General features: G+C 66.8%; 11 protein-coding genes and 1 other RNA gene. 8 read left to right on the top strand and 4 right to left on the bottom strand.

From position 1 onward, the window contains the following. Positions 1-166: 166 nt before the first annotated feature. Positions 167-1,333, top strand: a complete 1,167-nt coding sequence (locus tag FHT09_RS10935; protein ID WP_104606298.1) for a DJ-1/PfpI family protein — start codon at positions 167-169, stop codon at positions 1,331-1,333. A 15-nt stretch (positions 1,334-1,348) separates the two neighbouring features. Further along, positions 1,349-2,350 carry a GlxA family transcriptional regulator gene (locus tag FHT09_RS10930; protein ID WP_104606265.1) on the top strand — a complete coding sequence of 334 codons (1,002 nt, stop codon included), beginning with the start codon at positions 1,349-1,351 and terminating at the stop codon, positions 2,348-2,350. 33 nt (positions 2,351-2,383) lie between these two features. Here FHT09_RS10930 and FHT09_RS10925 read toward each other — a convergent pair whose 3' ends face one another. The 3 genes from FHT09_RS10925 to FHT09_RS10915 form a co-directional block, all read right to left on the bottom strand. After that, complete coding sequence (locus tag FHT09_RS10925) at positions 2,384-4,714, bottom strand: protein-disulfide reductase DsbD (RefSeq protein WP_104606264.1); 2,331 nt, start codon at positions 4,712-4,714, stop codon at positions 2,384-2,386. Positions 4,715-4,719: 5 nt separating this feature from the next. After that, positions 4,720-5,052 (bottom strand): divalent-cation tolerance protein CutA, encoded by a 333-nt coding sequence (cutA, locus tag FHT09_RS10920; RefSeq protein ID WP_104606263.1) that lies wholly within the window; start codon positions 5,050-5,052, stop codon positions 4,720-4,722. Between the two features lie 231 nt (positions 5,053-5,283). After that, positions 5,284-7,095 (bottom strand): endonuclease, encoded by a 1,812-nt coding sequence (locus FHT09_RS10915; protein WP_104606262.1) that lies wholly within the window; start codon positions 7,093-7,095, stop codon positions 5,284-5,286. 143 nt (positions 7,096-7,238) lie between these two features. Between FHT09_RS10915 and FHT09_RS10910 the strand changes: the two genes are divergently transcribed. From FHT09_RS10910 to FHT09_RS10885, 6 genes are all read left to right on the top strand, one after another. Continuing rightward, a non-coding RNA gene (locus FHT09_RS10910) (sX9 sRNA) lies at positions 7,239-7,315 on the top strand. 355 nt (positions 7,316-7,670) lie between these two features. Continuing rightward, positions 7,671-7,958: a co-chaperone GroES gene (locus tag FHT09_RS10905; protein ID WP_003483210.1), complete on the top strand. Its 288-nt coding sequence runs from the start codon at positions 7,671-7,673 to the stop codon at positions 7,956-7,958. A 147-nt stretch (positions 7,959-8,105) separates the two neighbouring features. Then, the gene (groL, locus tag FHT09_RS10900; protein ID WP_011035771.1) at positions 8,106-9,746 is read left to right on the top strand and encodes a chaperonin GroEL; all 1,641 of its coding nucleotides are present in this window, start codon (positions 8,106-8,108) and stop codon (positions 9,744-9,746) included. Between the two features lie 737 nt (positions 9,747-10,483). Next, positions 10,484-13,375 (top strand): TonB-dependent receptor, encoded by a 2,892-nt coding sequence (locus FHT09_RS10895; protein WP_104606261.1) that lies wholly within the window; start codon positions 10,484-10,486, stop codon positions 13,373-13,375. 217 nt (positions 13,376-13,592) lie between these two features. After that, positions 13,593-13,802 (top strand): hypothetical protein, encoded by a 210-nt coding sequence (locus FHT09_RS10890; protein ID WP_146096372.1) that lies wholly within the window; start codon positions 13,593-13,595, stop codon positions 13,800-13,802. Between the two features lie 27 nt (positions 13,803-13,829). Continuing rightward, entirely contained in the window at positions 13,830-14,903 is a 1,074-nt protein-coding gene (locus FHT09_RS10885) for a 3-deoxy-7-phosphoheptulonate synthase (protein WP_104606260.1), read from the top strand. 798 nt (positions 14,904-15,701) lie between these two features. Here the strand turns inward: FHT09_RS10885 and FHT09_RS10880 are convergent. Then, on the bottom strand, positions 15,702-17,216 hold the full coding sequence (locus FHT09_RS10880; RefSeq protein ID WP_104606259.1) for an acetyl-CoA hydrolase/transferase family protein: 1,515 nt from the start codon (positions 17,214-17,216) through the stop codon (positions 15,702-15,704). Between the last annotated feature and the right edge of the window lie 196 nt (positions 17,217-17,412).

The raw sequence follows: 17,412 nt of genomic DNA, 5'->3' as shown, positions 1-17,412 counted from the left end.
CGCGCCCGAGGGCGAACGTATCGCGGCGGTGTCCCTGCGATCCGGCAAGGACGCGTGCCGGGGCCTGGCCAAACCACTCGCCCTGGCAGGAAATGACGCTTTGACGTCGTTGCTGGCCACCCCGCGTACGTGAAGAATCGCCGCTCTTCATCACCTGCGAATGCACATGGCACCCTCCACTGTTCAACGTTTGGCCCGTCATGCTGCCTGGGCGATGTGTGTCGTTCTGGCCGGCTGTGCGGAACCACTGTCCAAGCCGGTATCGCCCATGGAGGCGAGGGTGGATGGCTCGGTAACCGTGCAGGAAGTGATACCGCCCTATCGGGCCCGCGCAGGACGTGCCCGCCCGGTGGTCGTGGTGGTGGGTGGCAACGCGGGCGTGGAAGTCAGCGATTTCCTGGTGCCCTTCGGTCTCCTCTCGCGTGCCGGCTCCATGGACGTGCTGGCGGTGACCCTGGATACGGGGCCGCTTTCGACATTCACGGATCTTGGAAGCGCCGGCTTCCGAATCGCCACGGACATGACCGTGGCCCGCTTCGATGCCAGCCACCCACAAGGCGCCGATTACATCGTTGTCCCCGCCCAGGCAGCGGCACCGCGGCTCATCGCATGGCTGACGCAGCAGGCCGGGCAGGGGGCCACGATCGTCACGATCTGCAACGGTGCCCTCATCGCCGCGCAGATGGACATGTTCGACGGGCGACGCGCCACGGCGCATTGGTCGACCGCTTCACGCCGTGCAAAGTCGTTCCCCGGCATTCGCTGGACGCCGAATCGGCGCTACATCGCGGACGGGAACTGGATATCGACCGCCGGCGTCAGTGCAGCCATTCCCGCATCGATCGCGCTAGTGGAGGCCATCAGTGGTCGCGAAAAAGCGCAGGAGTTGGCTTCAACGGTCGGCGCACGCGAGTGGTCATCGCGGCACAACAGCGATGCGTTCCGCCCCCGAGGCATTGCAGCCGCATGGCCGCTGGCCAAGGTGCTGTACACCAATCGATGGCTGCATGGGCGTGACCGGATCGAGGTACTCGGCAGCACTGGAGTGGATGAAGCAACGCTGGCGCTGACGGTGGACGCCTATGCCAGCACCGGCCGCGGCCACACCTCTCTGGTCTCCGACACCGGCGCGTCCGTTGTGACACGCCATGGGCTCGTGCTTGTTCCCGATCGACAGCGGACGCCAGGCGACGCAGCGGTGCTTTTGGTCCCGGCCGACCCGATGCCTGTGCGGGCATTGGAGGGTGCGCTCGATGGCATCCTGAAGCGCTATGGTCAAGCGACGGCCACCGGCGTTGCGTTGGCGTTCGAGTATCCCGATTACCTGCGCTGACCGCACAAGGCTCCCATGTCCGATTCCGTCCCTCCGCGTCATGTGGTGCTGCTTGCCCACGAGAACATGAATGTTCTCGACCTGACCGGCCCGGTCCAGGCGCTGCACACGGCCAATAAATGCAGGCCTGCGGCCGTCGGCAGCCTGCGCTACGACATCACCGTTGCGTCGGAGAACGGCGGATTGGTGACCACCAGCGCCGGTCTCCAGCTGATGTCCGTGGCGCTTGCGTCACTGGACGGCATGGCAATTGATACGTTGATGGCTCCAGGCGGCTGCCGTGGCGCCGTCTACGAGGTGTCCGACGGGTTGGTCGCCTGGGTGGCCGCACGCGGCGCCAGCGTGCGCAGGCTGTGTTCGATCTGTACCGGCGCCTTTCTGCTTGCCGCCGCCGGTCAGCTCGATGGCCGGCGTGCAGCGACCCATTGGGATTGGGCAGGCCGGCTTTCCAGCCTGTATCCCGGCGTCCGCGTGGACGCCGACAGGATCTTCGTGCGCGATGGCAACGTCTGGTCGTCGGCCGGCGTCACCGCCGGCATCGACCTGACGCTTGCGCTGATCGAGGACGACCACGGCCACCGGCTTGCGATCGATGTGGCCCGTCAGCTGGTGGTGTTCGTCAAGCGCGCCGGCGGCCAGTCGCAGTTCAGTGCGCCGCTGTCTGCGCAATCCTCGGCCGGCGGCGATTTCGCCGAGCTGCACGCGTGGATGGCGGCCAACCTGCACGACGATCTGCGTGTAGAAAAACTCGCCGAGCGCATGAATCTGTCGCCGCGCACCTTCGCCCGCGCCTATCGACGCACCTGTGGCGTAACCCCGGCCAAGGCCGTGGCGATACTGCGGCTGGAAGCGGCGCGCCGCTTGCTGGAGGGCGGCAGCCTGCCCATCAAGCGCATTGCCGGCATCACCGGGCTATCGGACGAGCAAACCGTGCGGCGCGCCTTTCTGCGCATGTTCGGAGTCACACCCAGCGACTACCGCGATCGCTTCCAGAGTGCTGCCGCCGATACCGCCTGATCCAGTGGCCGAAACGATGCTCAGCGCTTCACTTCACCGCGCCGCGCGCAGCAACGCATCCTCGGTGATGGCGTTGGTCAGCACGGTCGGCAGCACCGCCGGTGGTGCGCCGGGGCCGTACACCACGTACAGCGGCACGCCGACGGCCTGGTGCTGGTCGAGGAAGGCGCTGATCCTGGGGTCGACGTTGGTCCAGTCGCCTTTCATGTAGACCGCGTCGACGCGGCGCAGCGCATCGCGGAAGTCGGCGCCGCTCAACACGTTCTTCTCGTTGGCCTTGCAGGTCACGCACCAGTCGGCGGTCATGTTGACGAACACCACGCGGTTGTCGGCGCGCAGGCGGTCCAGCAGCTGCGGCGAAAACGCCACCACGCCTTCGGCGGCAGTGGCGGCCGGCAGGCGCAGGCGGGTGACCCCGACCACCGGCACGATCGCCAGCACCAGCATTACCGCAGCCAGGCCCATGCCGATGCGATGGCTCTTCCAGCGGCTGCGCTCGAAGCAGAACAGGCCCAGCGCCAGCAGGGTGGCGCCGACCAGCATCAGCGCCAGCGCGTCCACGCCGCGCTGCTTGCCCAGCACCCACAGCAGCCAGACCGCAGTCAGATACATCGGGAACGCCAGCACCTGCTTGAGCGTCTCCATCCACGCGCCGGGCGTGGGCAGGCGCCGCGCCAGCGAGGGAATGAAGCCGATCAGCAGGAACGGCAGCGCCAGGCCCAGGCCCAGCGCCAGGAACACCAGCATCGCCAGCAGTGCCGGGGCGGTGAATGCGTACGCCAGTGCGGTGCCCATGAACGGGGCGATGCAGGGGCTGGCCACCACGCAGGCCAGCACGCCGGTGAAGAAATCGCCCAGCGGGCCATTGCGCGCTGCCAGCGACTGGCCGATGCCGCCCAGATTGCCGCCCAGCGTGAACACGCCCGACAGGCTCAGGCCCACCGCAAACATCAGATAGGCCAGCGCCGCGACGAACCACGGCTGCTGCAGCTGGAAGCCCCAGCCGGCCGCCTGCCCGGCCGCACGCAGGCCGATCACCAGCGCGCCGATCGCCGCAAACGACACCAGCACGCCCAGCGAGTACCAGATCGCATGGCTACGCGCGTGGCTGTGGCTTTCGCCGCTGTGGGCCAGGCCCAGTACCTTCAACGACAGGATCGGCAGCACGCAGGGCATCAGGTTCAACACCAGCCCGCCAAGCAGGGCCAGCACCAGCATTGCCAGCAAGCCCTTGTCGGTGTGCGGCGGCTGGGTGCGTTGCGGATTGTCGGCCGAGGCATCCGCGGCCGGCACTGCAGTCGCTGCGGGCGTCGGTGCCGGCTCCGGCTCCGGCTCCACGGGCAGCTGCCCGGCGGGCAGCGGCGAAATCATCAGCGGTGCCGCCTGCGCCTGGTTCTGCGGCGACACCGTGCCGGCGGGCAACTCCAGCGCAACGCGACGGGTCATCGGCGGGTAGCAGATGCCGTCGGCCTGGCAGCCCTGGAAGGTCGCCACCAGGGTCGCCTTGACCGGTTCGGCGTGCTCGCGCAGCAGCGGCAGGGTGACTTCGGCCTGGTCGAAATACACCACCACATCGCCGAAATGGGCATCGCGGTGCGCCTTGCCCTGCGGCCAGCGCGGCAGCCCGGGACGTACGCCGCCGGCGCCTTCCAGCGCCAGCGAGGTGCGGTCGCGGTAGATGTAGTAGCCGGGCGCGGGGGTGAAGCGCAGCAGCAGGCTATTGCCGTCGCCGACGATGGCTTCGAAGGTAAATGCCTGTTCGGCCGGCAGCGGCAGGGCGTCCACGCCGGCGGCCTGACCGGTGCTGCCGAACAGCCGCGGACCTGCCGGTGCGCGCGGCACCAGTGCGCCCAAGTTCTCGCGCTGGGCAGCGGGCGTCGCGGCGGGAGCCGCGGCATCGGGCAGGCGCACGCGCAGTTCGCGGCGTTGCGGCGGGTAGCACACGCCGGCGTCGGCGCAGCCCTGGTACTGCACCTGCAGCACCGCGGTCCGCAACCCGGCATCGGCCTTGCCGGCCAGCGTGGCCTGCAGTTGCTTGCGGTAGGTCTGCACCTGGCCGAAGAACTCGTCGTGCTTGCTCTCGCCTTCCGGCAGCGCCAGCTCGCCGGCGGCAAAGCCTTGACCGGATTTGACGCTGATGCGGTGGCGATACAGGTAGTAGCCCGGCGCGATCTTCCAGCGCAGCGCGACGCTGTCGCGGCTGTCGGCGGCGGCGCTCAGGGTGAAGGCCTGATCCACCGGCAGCAGGTCGGCCTCGGTGACCGCGGCCTGCGCGGGCAGGGGCGCCACCAGCGCCAGCGGCGCGGCGAGCAACGGTACGGCCAGCAATGCGCAGCGGGCGATCCAGCAGGACAGAGACTTCATGGACGTCAGGATTCCTTGCGGGTTTCGGCCCGGACCCAATCGAGATAGGCCGGCAGCCCGGCGCTGGCTTGGACCGCGATCGCCTCCGGCAGTTCATACGGATGCAGCGCCTGCAGCCGCGCGATGGCGTCGAGCAGGCGGTCTTCCCAGGTCTTGATCAACAGCTGCACTTCCTGGCTGCGCTCGATCGCCCCGTTCCAGCGGTACAGCGACTGCACGCAGGGCAACTGGGTGACGCAGGCGGCCAGGCGCTCGTCCAGCAGCACGCGCGCGATGCGCTCGGCGCTGGCGGCATCCGGGCAGGTGCTGAACAACAGATGGAGAGAAGAGGCGCTCATGTGACCGCGCAGTGTAATCCCCTGTCTGCAGGGGATCGACCGTAGATTCCGGAACAGGGCGTCAAGTTCGCTGAGCCTAGCGGCTGGCCGGCGATACCGGCCCTGCGCCTGCCCGCTGATGTTGAATGTCGCAGGCCGACGACTCGCGCGCCTGCTGCGTGGTCGGGTACGTGGATTGCCGCTGCAGGCCGTCTCCCGGCCCGGCGCCTGGGGCGCCGGGCCGGGGCCGGATCAATTGGCCAGCTGGCAGCTGGCCGGCTTGGCCGAGGTGAACAGGCTCGAGGTCGCCCATTCGGGATGATCCACGAACGGATTGCGGTTGCCCTGGAAGCTGAAGATCACCTGGTTGCGCGCCCGCTCGGCATCGTCCGGCGGATCGGCCTGGTGCCAGGCCAGCAGCGTGGACAACAGGCCCATATAGGCCGGCGAGGCCGAGGTCTGCACGATCTTGCTGCGGTCGTCGGTGAGTTCCAGGTCCGGCTCGGACTGCCCGGTGGCCGCATCAATGCCGCCTTCGTAGCGGATCGCCATGTACATCACCGCGCGCGCCATGTCGCCCTTGCGCTTGCCCCACACCTCGAAGGTGCCGCCGTTGCCGTCCGGGGTGCGCACCCAGTTGGAGTTGCCCGGGTAGCGCCCGCTGCCGCCGCCACTGCCGTCGTTGACCTCGGTGACCCGCTCGCCGCAGCTGCTGGTGCAGGCCGCATAGGGCTTGTTGCCGCGGTCGGCGTTGAAGGCGGTGTCGGTCAGATACAGCATGTGGGTGTCGGTGTAGGGCGCATACGGCAGCCCCTTGTCGCCACTGGCGCTGCCGAAGCCCAGCGAGTTGGGCCAGGTGTGCTCGCGGTTGTAGGTCAGCCCGCTCCCGGTGCCGGCACGGTCGCTGCCCTTGGCGTAGCTGCGGTTGCGGTAGGCGTCCAGGATCCGGCCGCTGTTGTTGGGGTCCTCGTCGGCCATTTCCAGGATGGTCCAGGTGCTGGTGCCCGAGCCGCTGTACGGATAGACCGTGTGGCCCTTGATCACCGTATGCAGCGAACAGCGCAGCTGGCTGGCATCGGCGGTGTTGACCCGTGCGTAGTAGCCGGTGCCGCCGCCGCTGGCGGTGGCCACGGTGAAGGCGATGGACTGGTTGGCGGCCGGGCTCAGCCCGCTGGCATCGCGGATGGCGCTGGCGGTGATCGCCAGGGTGCAACGCTCGCCACCGACCAGGGCGGTGTTGGTCGACAGGCTGAAGCGGGTGCCGCTGGTCGGGTGGCTCAGCGCCACCGTGCCGGAGCTTGCGCAACTCAGCGCGAAGGCGCCGCTGCTCAGCGTCACTGTCTCGCTGAAGCCCACGCTCAGGTCGCCTGCGGCGGGGAAGCCGGTCGCGCCCTGGGTCGGGGTGGTGCTGGTGATCGTCGGTGCGGCGCCGGTCTCGCCGCCGCCGCCGCTGCCGTTGAAGCTCTGGCCGCGGTTGCACGCGCCGAAGGTCTGCGCCGACGAGCCGGCCCAGCTGAAATTGGCCGCACTGCTGCCGGTGCCGGTCAGTTGCAGCGAGCTGCCGACCGCGCTGCTGTTGCTCTCGCTGACCGGCAGGTTCTGGCTGGTCACGCCGGCAGCGGGGCCGCCGCTGGCGGTGATGGCGCCTTCGTAACTGAGGAACTGCACCAGCTGTCCGTTGGAATCGACCAGCGCCACGCCGTCGTTGGGCCCGTTCTGTACGCCGTTGCTGGCGTAGCTGACCGTGGCCACGCGCACCTGGCTGCCGCAGCTGACCAGGCTGCCGGCCGGCACCGCCGTGTTGGCGTAGACCGTTGCCGCGCCCGGCGCGCTGCCGTTGTACAGATAGATGCGGTAACCGCTCAGCGATTCGCCGGCGGTGGCCACCACTTCCACCCCTTCGCCGCTGTCGCCGGAGGCGCCCGCGTCGTCGTAATGCAGTTCGTTGATGAACACCGCCGCGTGGGCAGTGGGGATGGCCAGCGCGAGCGCACAGGCCAGGGGAAGCGTGCAGCTCGGGGACCAGCTCACGGAGAAAACACGGGCACGGGACGGCAACCTCATCGACAGCTCCTTGTGATCGGGGAATGCGTTGCCGACTGTAGGACGTGCGCATGACAGCCGGTGGAACCCGGTTCCATTTTTAGAGCGCCTGACAAAACGACTGCGCAGCCGCCAGCCGGGCGCGGCCGGTGCTCGGGACCGGTATGTACCACTCGTACATTCCAGTTCCGAGCGCGCCGTTCACACCCACCTGACGACTGCTTGCGACGTTTTGTCGGCCGCTCCTAGTGCGGTTGCTCCAGCAGCTGCTCGGTGCCCACTGCTGGCGTCCCAATGTCTGGTGACCGGTGCCAGGTATGGCAGGCCATTGCACAGCCCGGTTCCAAATCCGCTGTCCGTCGCCAGCCGGCGACCTGCCTGTGGGGTGTGTCGGCCACGCTGTGGCCCTCGCACGGAACTGCCCGGCGAAAAATTTTTGCCGCCCAGCCCTTGAAAGCTGCCCACACAGCACAATCTCTGGCCCGCACCCGCTCTGTCGGGTTTTTTCCGCGCGCTGTGCTGGCAGTCGTCACATGCGAGTGCTAACATCGCCGATAATTTCCAGACCAATCAATCACTTAAGAGGGTCTTTCTCTATGAGCATCAAGCCGCTTCACGACCGCGTTGTAGTCAAGCCGATCGAAGCCGACGAAGTTTCCGCCGGCGGCATCGTGATCCCGGACTCCGCCAAAGAAAAGTCCACCAAGGGTGAAGTCGTCGCCATCGGCGCCGGCAAGCCCCTGGACAACGGCAGCCTGCGCGCGCCGGTGGTCAAGGTCGGCGACAAGGTCATCTACGGCCAGTACGCCGGCAGCAGCTACAAGTCCGAAGGCGTCGAGTACAAGGTGCTGCGCGAAGACGACATCCTGGCGGTCATCGGCTGATCAGGCGCTATGCGCCGGGAATCGGGAGTTGGGAATCGGGAATGGGCAGAGCGGCTAGCGCCCTTCGCCATCCCACCCCGCCCCGATTCACGCTGTTGATCTACCGATTCCCCATTCCCTATTCCCCATTTCCGGAGTTACATACAAATGGCTGCTAAAGACATTCGTTTCGGTGAAGACGCACGTACCCGTATGGTTCGTGGCGTCAACGTGCTTGCCAATGCCGTGAAGGCAACCCTGGGCCCGAAGGGCCGCAACGTCGTGCTCGAGAAGAGCTTCGGCGCGCCGACCATCACCAAGGACGGCGTCTCCGTCGCCAAGGAAATCGAACTGGCTGACAAGTTCGAGAACATGGGCGCGCAGATGGTCAAGGAAGTCGCTTCCAAGACCAACGACAACGCTGGCGACGGCACCACCACCGCCACCGTGCTGGCCCAGGCCCTGATCCGCGAAGGCGCCAAGGCCGTGGCCGCCGGCATGAACCCGATGGATCTCAAGCGCGGTATCGACCAGGCCGTCAAGGCCGCCGTCATCGAGCTGAAGAACATCTCCAAGCCCACCACCGACGACAAGGCGATTGCCCAGGTCGGCACCATCTCGGCCAACTCGGACGAATCGATCGGCAACATCATTGCCGAAGCGATGCAGAAGGTCGGCAAGGAAGGCGTGATCACCGTTGAAGAAGGCTCGGGCCTGGAAAACGAGCTGGACGTGGTCGAGGGCATGCAGTTCGATCGCGGCTACCTCTCCCCGTACTTCATCAACAACCAGCAGAGCCAGTCGGCCGACCTGGACGACCCGTTCATCCTGCTGCACGACAAGAAGATCTCCAATGTGCGCGACCTGCTGCCCGTGCTGGAAGGCGTGGCCAAGGCCGGCAAGCCGTTGCTGATCGTCGCTGAGGAAGTCGAAGGCGAAGCGCTGGCGACCCTGGTGGTCAACACCATCCGTGGCATCGTCAAGGTCGTGGCCGTCAAGGCACCGGGCTTCGGCGACCGTCGCAAGGCGATGCTGGAAGACATGGCCGTGCTGACCGGCGGCACCGTGATCTCCGAGGAAGTGGGTCTGGCGCTGGAGAAGGCCACGATCAAGGACCTGGGCCGCGCCAAGAAGGTGCAGGTCTCCAAGGAGAACACCACCATCATCGACGGCGCCGGCGATTCGGCCACGATCGAAGCCCGCGTTGGCCAGATCAAGACCCAGATCGAAGACACCTCGTCCGATTACGACCGCGAGAAGCTGCAGGAACGCGTGGCCAAGCTGGCCGGTGGCGTTGCAGTGATCAAGGTCGGCGCGTCGACCGAAATCGAAATGAAGGAAAAGAAGGCCCGCGTCGAAGACGCCCTGCACGCTACCCGTGCAGCCGTCGAAGAAGGCGTGGTCCCGGGCGGCGGTGTGGCCCTGGTGCGTGCGCTGGTGGCCGTCGGTAACCTGACCGGTGCCAACGAAGACCAGACCCACGGCATCCAGATCGCCCTGCGCGCGATGGAAGCCCCGCTGCGCGAGATCGTGGCCAACGCCGGCGAAGAGCCGTCCGTGATCCTGAATAAGGTCAAGGAAGGCACCGGCAACTACGGTTACAACGCCGCCAACGGCGAGTTCGGCGACATGGTCGAGTTCGGCATCCTGGATCCGACCAAGGTCACCCGCTCGGCGCTGCAGAACGCCGCCTCGATCGCCGGCCTGATGATCACCACCGAAGCCATGGTGGCCGATGCACCGAAGAAGGACGAGCCGGCGATGCCGGCCGGCGGTGGCATGGGCGGCATGGGCGGCATGGATTTCTAATCCAGGCCACTCGGCTGTTGCAGCACAAAGGACCCCGCCGAAAGGCGGGGTTTTTTTGTGGGCGGCAAGATGGATGGCGCAACATCCGCTCGTCGATTGGTCGTGCGTGACCACGCAGGTCCCATGACCTCGTAGGAGCGCACCAGGGTGCGAAGAGGCTTCACCGGGAACGCCCAGTCGCGCCCAGGTGCGCTCCTATGCAGCGCCGATGCCGCGGCCCCAACCGTGTCGAACCCGCGCGTGCATGGCCACGCACACTCCATGACCTCGTAGGAGCGCACCAGGGCGCGAAGAGGCTTCACCGGGAATGCCCCAGTCGCGCCCAGATGCGCTCCTACGCGGCGCCGATGCCGCGGCCCCAACCATGTCGAACCCGCGTGTGCATGGCCCCGCGACCTCGTAGGAGCGCCCCAGGGCGCGAAGAGGCTTCACCGGGAACGCCCCAGTCGCGCCCAGATGCGCTCCTACGCGGCGCCGATGCGACCACCGGCCCGCGCAATCGGTTCGCGGCCCCAACCGTGTGGAACCCTGCGCCATTCACCAAAATGCGAGCCCCATCACACTTGCATGACAATGTGTTGACACCGATGTCATCGCAGCCCTAGCGTCGTTGCGCAGGCGCTTGCGCCGAACGGTCGGGGGGCCATCGGACAGGGGGTAGCGATGCGGTGCATCGCTCGCAGGCGTCGTTGCAGTGAAACGCCATGCCGGCCGCGCCGGCCTCTCCCGGGGATCTTATGAACTGCCGCAGTCATCGCCTTGCCTTGTCGATTTCCTTATCCCTTGCCCTGACCGCAGCGGTCGCACCGTCGGCTGCTGCCCAGCAGGCCGAGCCGGATCAACCGCGTGCCACCTCCACCCTGGATGCGGTCAGCGTCACCGGTTCGCGCATCAAGCGCGCGCAGGTCGAAGGCGCGCAGCCGGTGGTCACCATCTCCGCGCAGCAAATTCAGCAAGAAGGCTTTGCCACCGTCTACGACGTGCTCAACAGCATGAACCAGCAGGGATCGGTGGAGGCCGATACGCAATGGGGCTCGCATACGCCCAACGCCTCGCCGATCAACCTGCGCGACCTGGGGCCGGGCCGCACCCTGTTGCTGGTCAACGGGCACCGCGTGGCCGATTACCCGCTGCCCTACGGCGGCGAGAGCAACTTTTCCAACTACAGCAACATCCCGTCCGCGGCGGTGGAGCGCATCGACATCCTGACCGGCGGCGCTTCGGCGATCTACGGCTCGGACGCGGTGGCCGGCGTGGTCAACGTGATCCTCAAGCGCGATTACCAGGGCGATCAGGTGCGGCTGCGCGGCGGCACTGCCACCGAAGGTGGCCGCGACAGTTTCGACGTGTCCTGGGCGGGCGGGCGCACCGGCGAGAACTGGAGCCTGACCTACGCGCTGCAGGCCACCCGGCGCGATCCGTTGAGCGGGCGCGATCGCCCCGAGATGGACGACTCCGACGACATGTCCTATTCCAACTGGACCGGCCAGAACCGCCTGTACGGCTTCAATCCGTTCACCGGCCTGAGCCTGGTCGATGCCAACACCAACGAACGTCTCGCACCGCCTGCCGGCACCTGTGCGCGCTTCGGCGGCGAGTTCATCGACGGGCAGCGGCTGAGCTACAACCAGAACACCGGTGCGCTCACCAATGCCGGCGACTATTGCGGCGTGGCCCGCGACTACGGCGACTGGGGGCTGGTCACCGGCAGCGAGGACTACTCGGCCTATCTCTACGGCACCTGGAAGTTCGGCGAGCACACCGAAGCCTGGGCCACGCTGTCGGCCAACCGCAGCATCGGCCGTTGGACCTACGACCCGCCGTACGTGTACCTGGGCCCGTTCCAGGACGCCGACACCGGCCGCTCGCTGTATGCGATCCGGCAGCTCACCCGGCGCGAGGCCGGCGGTTGGGACCGCCTGGCCAACTACAACAAGGAGCAGTCCTGGGACCTGAGCGCCGGCTTGCGCGGTGCGTGGGCCGACCGCTTCGACTGGGAGTTGAGCGTGGGCCGCTCGCGCTACACGGTGGACGAATACGTACGCACCGTGGACACCGCCCGCGCCACCGATTATTTCCTCGGCAGCCCCACCGGCACCGCTGCCGACGGCACGCCGATCTATGCGATCAACCAGGCGCGCCTGTATGCGCCGCTGTCGTCGAGCGAGTACGACGAGCTGGTCGCCAAATCGCATAACTCGGCGTATTCGTGGGTGAACCAGGCCAGCTTCAGCCTGAGCGGCGATCTGGTGCAGGGCTGGGCCGGGCCGATCCGCTTCGCCACCGTGGCCGAAGTCGCCAAGCAGGGCTACCAGCTCTCGCCCGACCCCTGCGCCAACGAGTGCTATCCGGTCGATGTGGTGGACAGTGGCGGCGGCGAGCGCATGCGCAGTTCGGCCGGGCTGGAATTGCAGATCCCGCTGTTGTCGACGTTGAGCGCCAATGTCGCCGGCCGCTACGATCGCTACGGCAGTTATCGCTCTTCGGCGGCGATTCCGACCGATGTCGGCACCCAAAGCGACACCACCTGGAGCGCGGGTCTGGAATGGCGCCCGGTCGACAGCCTGTTGTTGCGCAGCACGCTGGCCACCAGCTTCCGCGCGCCGGACATGCATTACGTGCTCGGCGAACCCAGCTCCACCAACCAGACCGTGATCGACCAGTACCGCTGCATCGCCACCGGCGCGTATCTCACCGGCGGCTGCAACGACGAGAACAGCAACATCTACTACACCGTGGATGTGAACCGTCGCGGCACGCCGGATCTACGCTCGGAAACCGGCCGCTCGTTCACCGGCGGGGTGGTGTGGGACATCGTGCAGGGCCTGTCGCTGAGCGTGGACTACTACCGCATCGAGCTGGAGGAAATGATCAAGGATCTGGACCGCGACGAGATCCTCTCGGCCGAAGCCGGCTGCCGCACCGGCACCACCATCAGCGGCGGCGCCTGGAACAATCCCGGCGGCGCCGGCTACTGCGACACCATCACCTCGCGCGTGCTGCGCAACGCCGATGGCACCATCGCCAGCATCGAGCGCGGCCCGATCAACCTGGCGCAGATGGAAACCTCCGGCATCGACGCCTCGCTGAAATACCGGCTTGCCACCGCGGGCTGGGGCAACTTCCAGTTGTCGCTGGACTACAACAACCTGCTGGCCTATCGCGAGCAGATCTACCGCACCGACAGCGACGAAAACCGCCGCGACGAACGCGTGCGCAGCCGTGTGCGTGGCAGCGTGCATTGGGACAACGGCGGCGCCTGGGACTGGACGGTGTACTTCCGCCGGCTCGGCTCCATGCGCGCGGTCAACTGGGGCACCTGCGAGCGCTTCGACGACGGCTACCAACCCAGCGCCTCGGACGCATGCGTGGTCACCGACACCGCCAACGTGCACCTGGGCGAGAGCAGCAAGCGCTACTTCGGCCGCGTCGGCCCGGCGATCTACTGGAACCTCAGCACCGGCTACAAGATCACCGACCACGCCAAGGTCAACTTCTACGTCAACAACGTGTTCAACGAAGTGGGCTACGAGAACAAGGAGCGCTTCTACGGCTACGGTTTCTACAGCACCACCTTGTTCAACCCGATCGGCCGCGAAGTGGCGGCGGAATATGTGTTCACCTTCTGAGTGAACGTGGCGGCCGCATCGCACGTCACGGCATGGCGCCGTGGCGTGCGCTGCAGTGTCGCTGCCACGTGCTCAGGCACGTCGTGACGCCGTTGGCCCCAGGCTTGCCAGCGCGCGCGTGGCGATGCCGCCATCTTGTCGTGCGACGTGATGGTCGGCGCGGCACACGCAGCTCGCAGGCTCCCCCGTGGGGCACCGCTGCAACGTTCCGTTGCCGATGAAACAGTGGCAACGGCCAAACGTGCGTGGTATCAATGCACCCAATGAACGCACCCCGCAGCCAGTTTTACTTTTGGTACTACGGTTTTCCGATGCCGCTGGCGGAGGACGGATTGCGCTCAACCTGAAGAAACCTTCAGCAGCATTCCCGAAAAGCCGCCAGCGCACACTGGCGGCTTTTTTGTTGCCGCCGCGCCTGGCTCCCTGATGCAACACCGCCCACCGAGACACTGTTATGCCGCCTGTGACCGATGACCTGCGTATCCGCAAGATCGAAGCCCTTGCCCCGCCCTCGCAGCTGCTGTCGCTGCTGCCCTGCGACGAGCGCGCCTCCGAGACCGTGACCAAGTCGCGTGCCGCCCTGCACGAGATCCTGCATGGACGCGACGACCGCCTGGCAGTGGTGATCGGGCCCTGCTCGATCCACGATCCGGTCGCGGCGATGGACTACGCGCACCGCCTGCGCCCGCTGCGCGAGCAGTTCGGCGACGCGCTGGAGATCGTGATGCGGGTGTACTTCGAAAAGCCGCGTACCACCATCGGCTGGAAGGGCCTGATCAACGATCCGGATCTGGATGGCAGCTTCCAGATCAACAAGGGCCTGCGGGTGGCGCGCGGTCTGCTGCGCGACATCAACAACCTCGGCCTGCCGGCCGGTGTGGAATTCCTCGACATCATCTCGCCGCAGTACATCGCCGACCTGGTGGCCTGGGGCGCGATCGGCGCGCGGACCACCGAAAGCCAGGTGCATCGCGAAATGGCATCGGGCTTGTCGTGCCCGGTGGGCTTCAAGAACGGCACCGGCGGCGACGTCAAGATTGCGGTGGACGCGGTGGGTGCGGCCTCGCACCCGCATCATTTCCTGGCCGTGACCAAGGACGGCCACACCGCGGTGGCCGCGACCGCAGGCAACCCGGATTGCCACGTGATCCTGCGCGGCGGCAAGCAGCCCAACTTCGATGCGGTCAGTGTGGAAGCGGCCAGCCAGGTGCTCAACACGTCCGGCTTGCCGGCGCGCCTGATGATCGACGCCAGCCACGCCAACAGCGGCAAGAATCCCGAGAACCAGCCAAAGGTCATCGACGACATCGCCACGCAGCTGGAAGGTGGCGAGACCCGCATCGTCGGCGTCATGGTGGAGAGCCACCTGGTTGGCGGACGCCAGGAACTGGTGCCCGGCTGCGCACTGACCTACGGCCAGAGCATCACCGACGGCTGCCTGGATTGGGACGCCTCGGTGCAGGTGCTGGAGCGCCTGGCGACGGCCGTGCGTGCACGTCGTGCCAGGCGGCTTGCCGAAGCTGCGTGATCGCTGAGGCGCTGCGGTGAGAAGGCGAGGCTTCGCGCGTACCCTCATCCGGCGCTGCGCGCCACCTTCTGCTGCAGGGAGAAGGGATGGAGCCCCGCTTCCTTCGGGGCGCCAAGTCACCGTTTGCGCGTCACTGGCGCGCGTGCCGTGGTGCGCCCGCGCCGCAAGCGCGGGCCCGGGGCGCGGAGCGGGGGTTGGGGTGAGGGTACGGCGGAAGGCAGCCATCTAAGACCGCATGCTCATAACGGCGCGGCGCGGCGAATTCGCAATCGTGCAATGGCAACAGATTCAAGGCGCATTCCATCCGGAGCGGCAGTGCCTCAATGCGCAGCGTATTCAACGCTACGCACATTCCATTCGATGCTCGGCATCTTCAAAGTGCAAAGCATCCAGAACGCAGCACATCCGCAACAGCGCTCGCTTGCGGCGACCAGCGGCCAAACAAGCCTGTCGAGCAGCCTGCAACGAACACGGTGGTGTTGATGGCCGCTCCAGAACAAGAACGCCGGGCCGGCGCAGGGAGCCGGCCCGACGGATTGGACACCACCCAGTGATGACCCGTCGCGCCCGGCGGCAGGAGGGGGAGAGAGCCGTCCTGCCGCCGAATGCGAGCGGGCAGGAACGTTATCGGCCACATGCATGACATCGCGATGTCGCGGCATGTCGGCGCCAGCAATGAAGTTCGCGAAGCGTTAAACACCGGCACGACGACCGTGCTCCGATCCCTCTAGCAACACCGCCATGCCGGGCTACAACTACCGATTCCCGATTCCCGATTCCCGAATCCCGAATCCCAGCTCACCCCAACATATCCCCCGTCTCCAACCAGCGCTGATGCCACGACAACGCCTCGGTCAGCAGATGCGGGGTGTGCTTGCCGTAGCTGTCGCGATTGGCGCGCGCCACATAGTCTTCCAGTGCATCGCGGTAACGCGGGTGTACGCAGTGATCGAGCAGCTGGCGTGCGCGTTGCTTGGGCGTGAGGCCGCGCAGATCGGCCAGGCCTTGTTCGGTGACGATCACCGAGACGTCGTGTTCGGTATGGTCCACGTGGCTGACCATCGGCACGATCGACGAGATGCTGCCGGCCTTGGCGATGCTGGGGCTCAGGAAGATCGACAGGAAGCCGTTGCGCGCAAAGTCGCCGGAGCCGCCGATGCCGTTCATGATGCGGCTGCCCATCACGTGGGTGGAATTGACGTTGCCGTACAGGTCGGCCTCGATCATGCCGTTCATGCCGATGCAGCCGAGCCGGCGCACCAGCTCCGGATGATTGGAGATCTCCTGCGTGCGCATGATGATGCGCTGCCGGTAGAAATCGATATTGCGCTTGAACTCCTCGTTGCCCTCCGGGCTGAGTGCAAAACCCGTGCACGAGGCGTAGCGCAGCACGCCATCGCGCAGCAGCGCGAGCATGCCGTCCTGGATCACTTCGGTGAACGCTTCCAGGTCGCGGAAACCGCTGCGTGCAAGCCCCGCCAGCACCGCATTGGGAATATTGCCCACGCCCGATTGCAGCGGCAGCAGACTGGCCGGCAGCCGGCCCTTGCCCACTTCATGGCGCAGGAACTCGATCAGATGCGCGGCGATGCGTTCGCTGCTGTCATCGGCGGCGGCGAAGGGACTGTTGCGGTCCGGGCCATGCGTGCGCACCACTGCCACGATCTTGTCCGGATCGCAGCGCAGGCTGGGCTCGCCGATGCGGTCGTCGCCGTGGATCAACGGGATCGGCTTGCGCTGCGGCGGCAGCGCGGTGCCGTAATAGACGTCGTGCATGCCATCCAGGCCGGCCGGCTGCCAATCGTTGACCTCGATGATCACCTTGCTGGCCAGGTCCAGCCAGGTCTTGTTATTGCCGATCGAGGTGGACGGCACCAGGCTGCCGTCAGCGCGGATCGCCGAGACTTCCACCACGGCAGTGTCGATCTGCCCGTAGAAGCCGAACCATACGTGCTGGGCGACGTGGCTGAGATGGATGTCGATATAGTCCAGCGTGCCGGCGTTGATGCGCTGGCGCGCGTCCGGGTCGGACTGGAACGGCATGCGCATGGCGATGCCGTCGGCCTTGGCCAGCGCACCGTCCAGCTCCGGTGCGGTGGACGCGCCGGTCATCAGCTTGATCTGGAACGGTTGGCCTTGCAGATGTGCCGCTTCGATGCGCTGCGCCAGCGCCATCGGCACTGCCTTGGGGTAGCCGGAGCCGGTGAAGCCGCTCATCGCCACGGTCTCGCCGGGCTGGATCAGTGCAGCAGCGGCCTCGGCAGAAACCAGGCGCTCGCGCAGCGGCGCGTACAGGATGCGTTCGTCGGACATGGGCGGCACAGCGAGACAGGGGACTGCCATTATCGCCGCTGCATGCGTCGGCCGCGCTGCGACCTTGGTGCAATACGACTGTGCGGACGACGTCAAGCGCGTGCGAAGCGACCTGTTGCGTGCCAGGCCAGGCTAGTAGCACCCCTGCGCACCGGCCACGTTCACGCTTTGCCGCCAGCGCAACCGCGATAGTGGC

This window comes from Xanthomonas sp. CFBP 8152 (assembly GCF_014199025.1).
Lineage (GTDB): Bacteria > Pseudomonadota > Gammaproteobacteria > Xanthomonadales > Xanthomonadaceae > Xanthomonas > Xanthomonas arboricola_B.
Note: the sequence above shows the minus strand (reverse complement) of the source record. Positions and strands in the feature narration are given on the sequence as shown.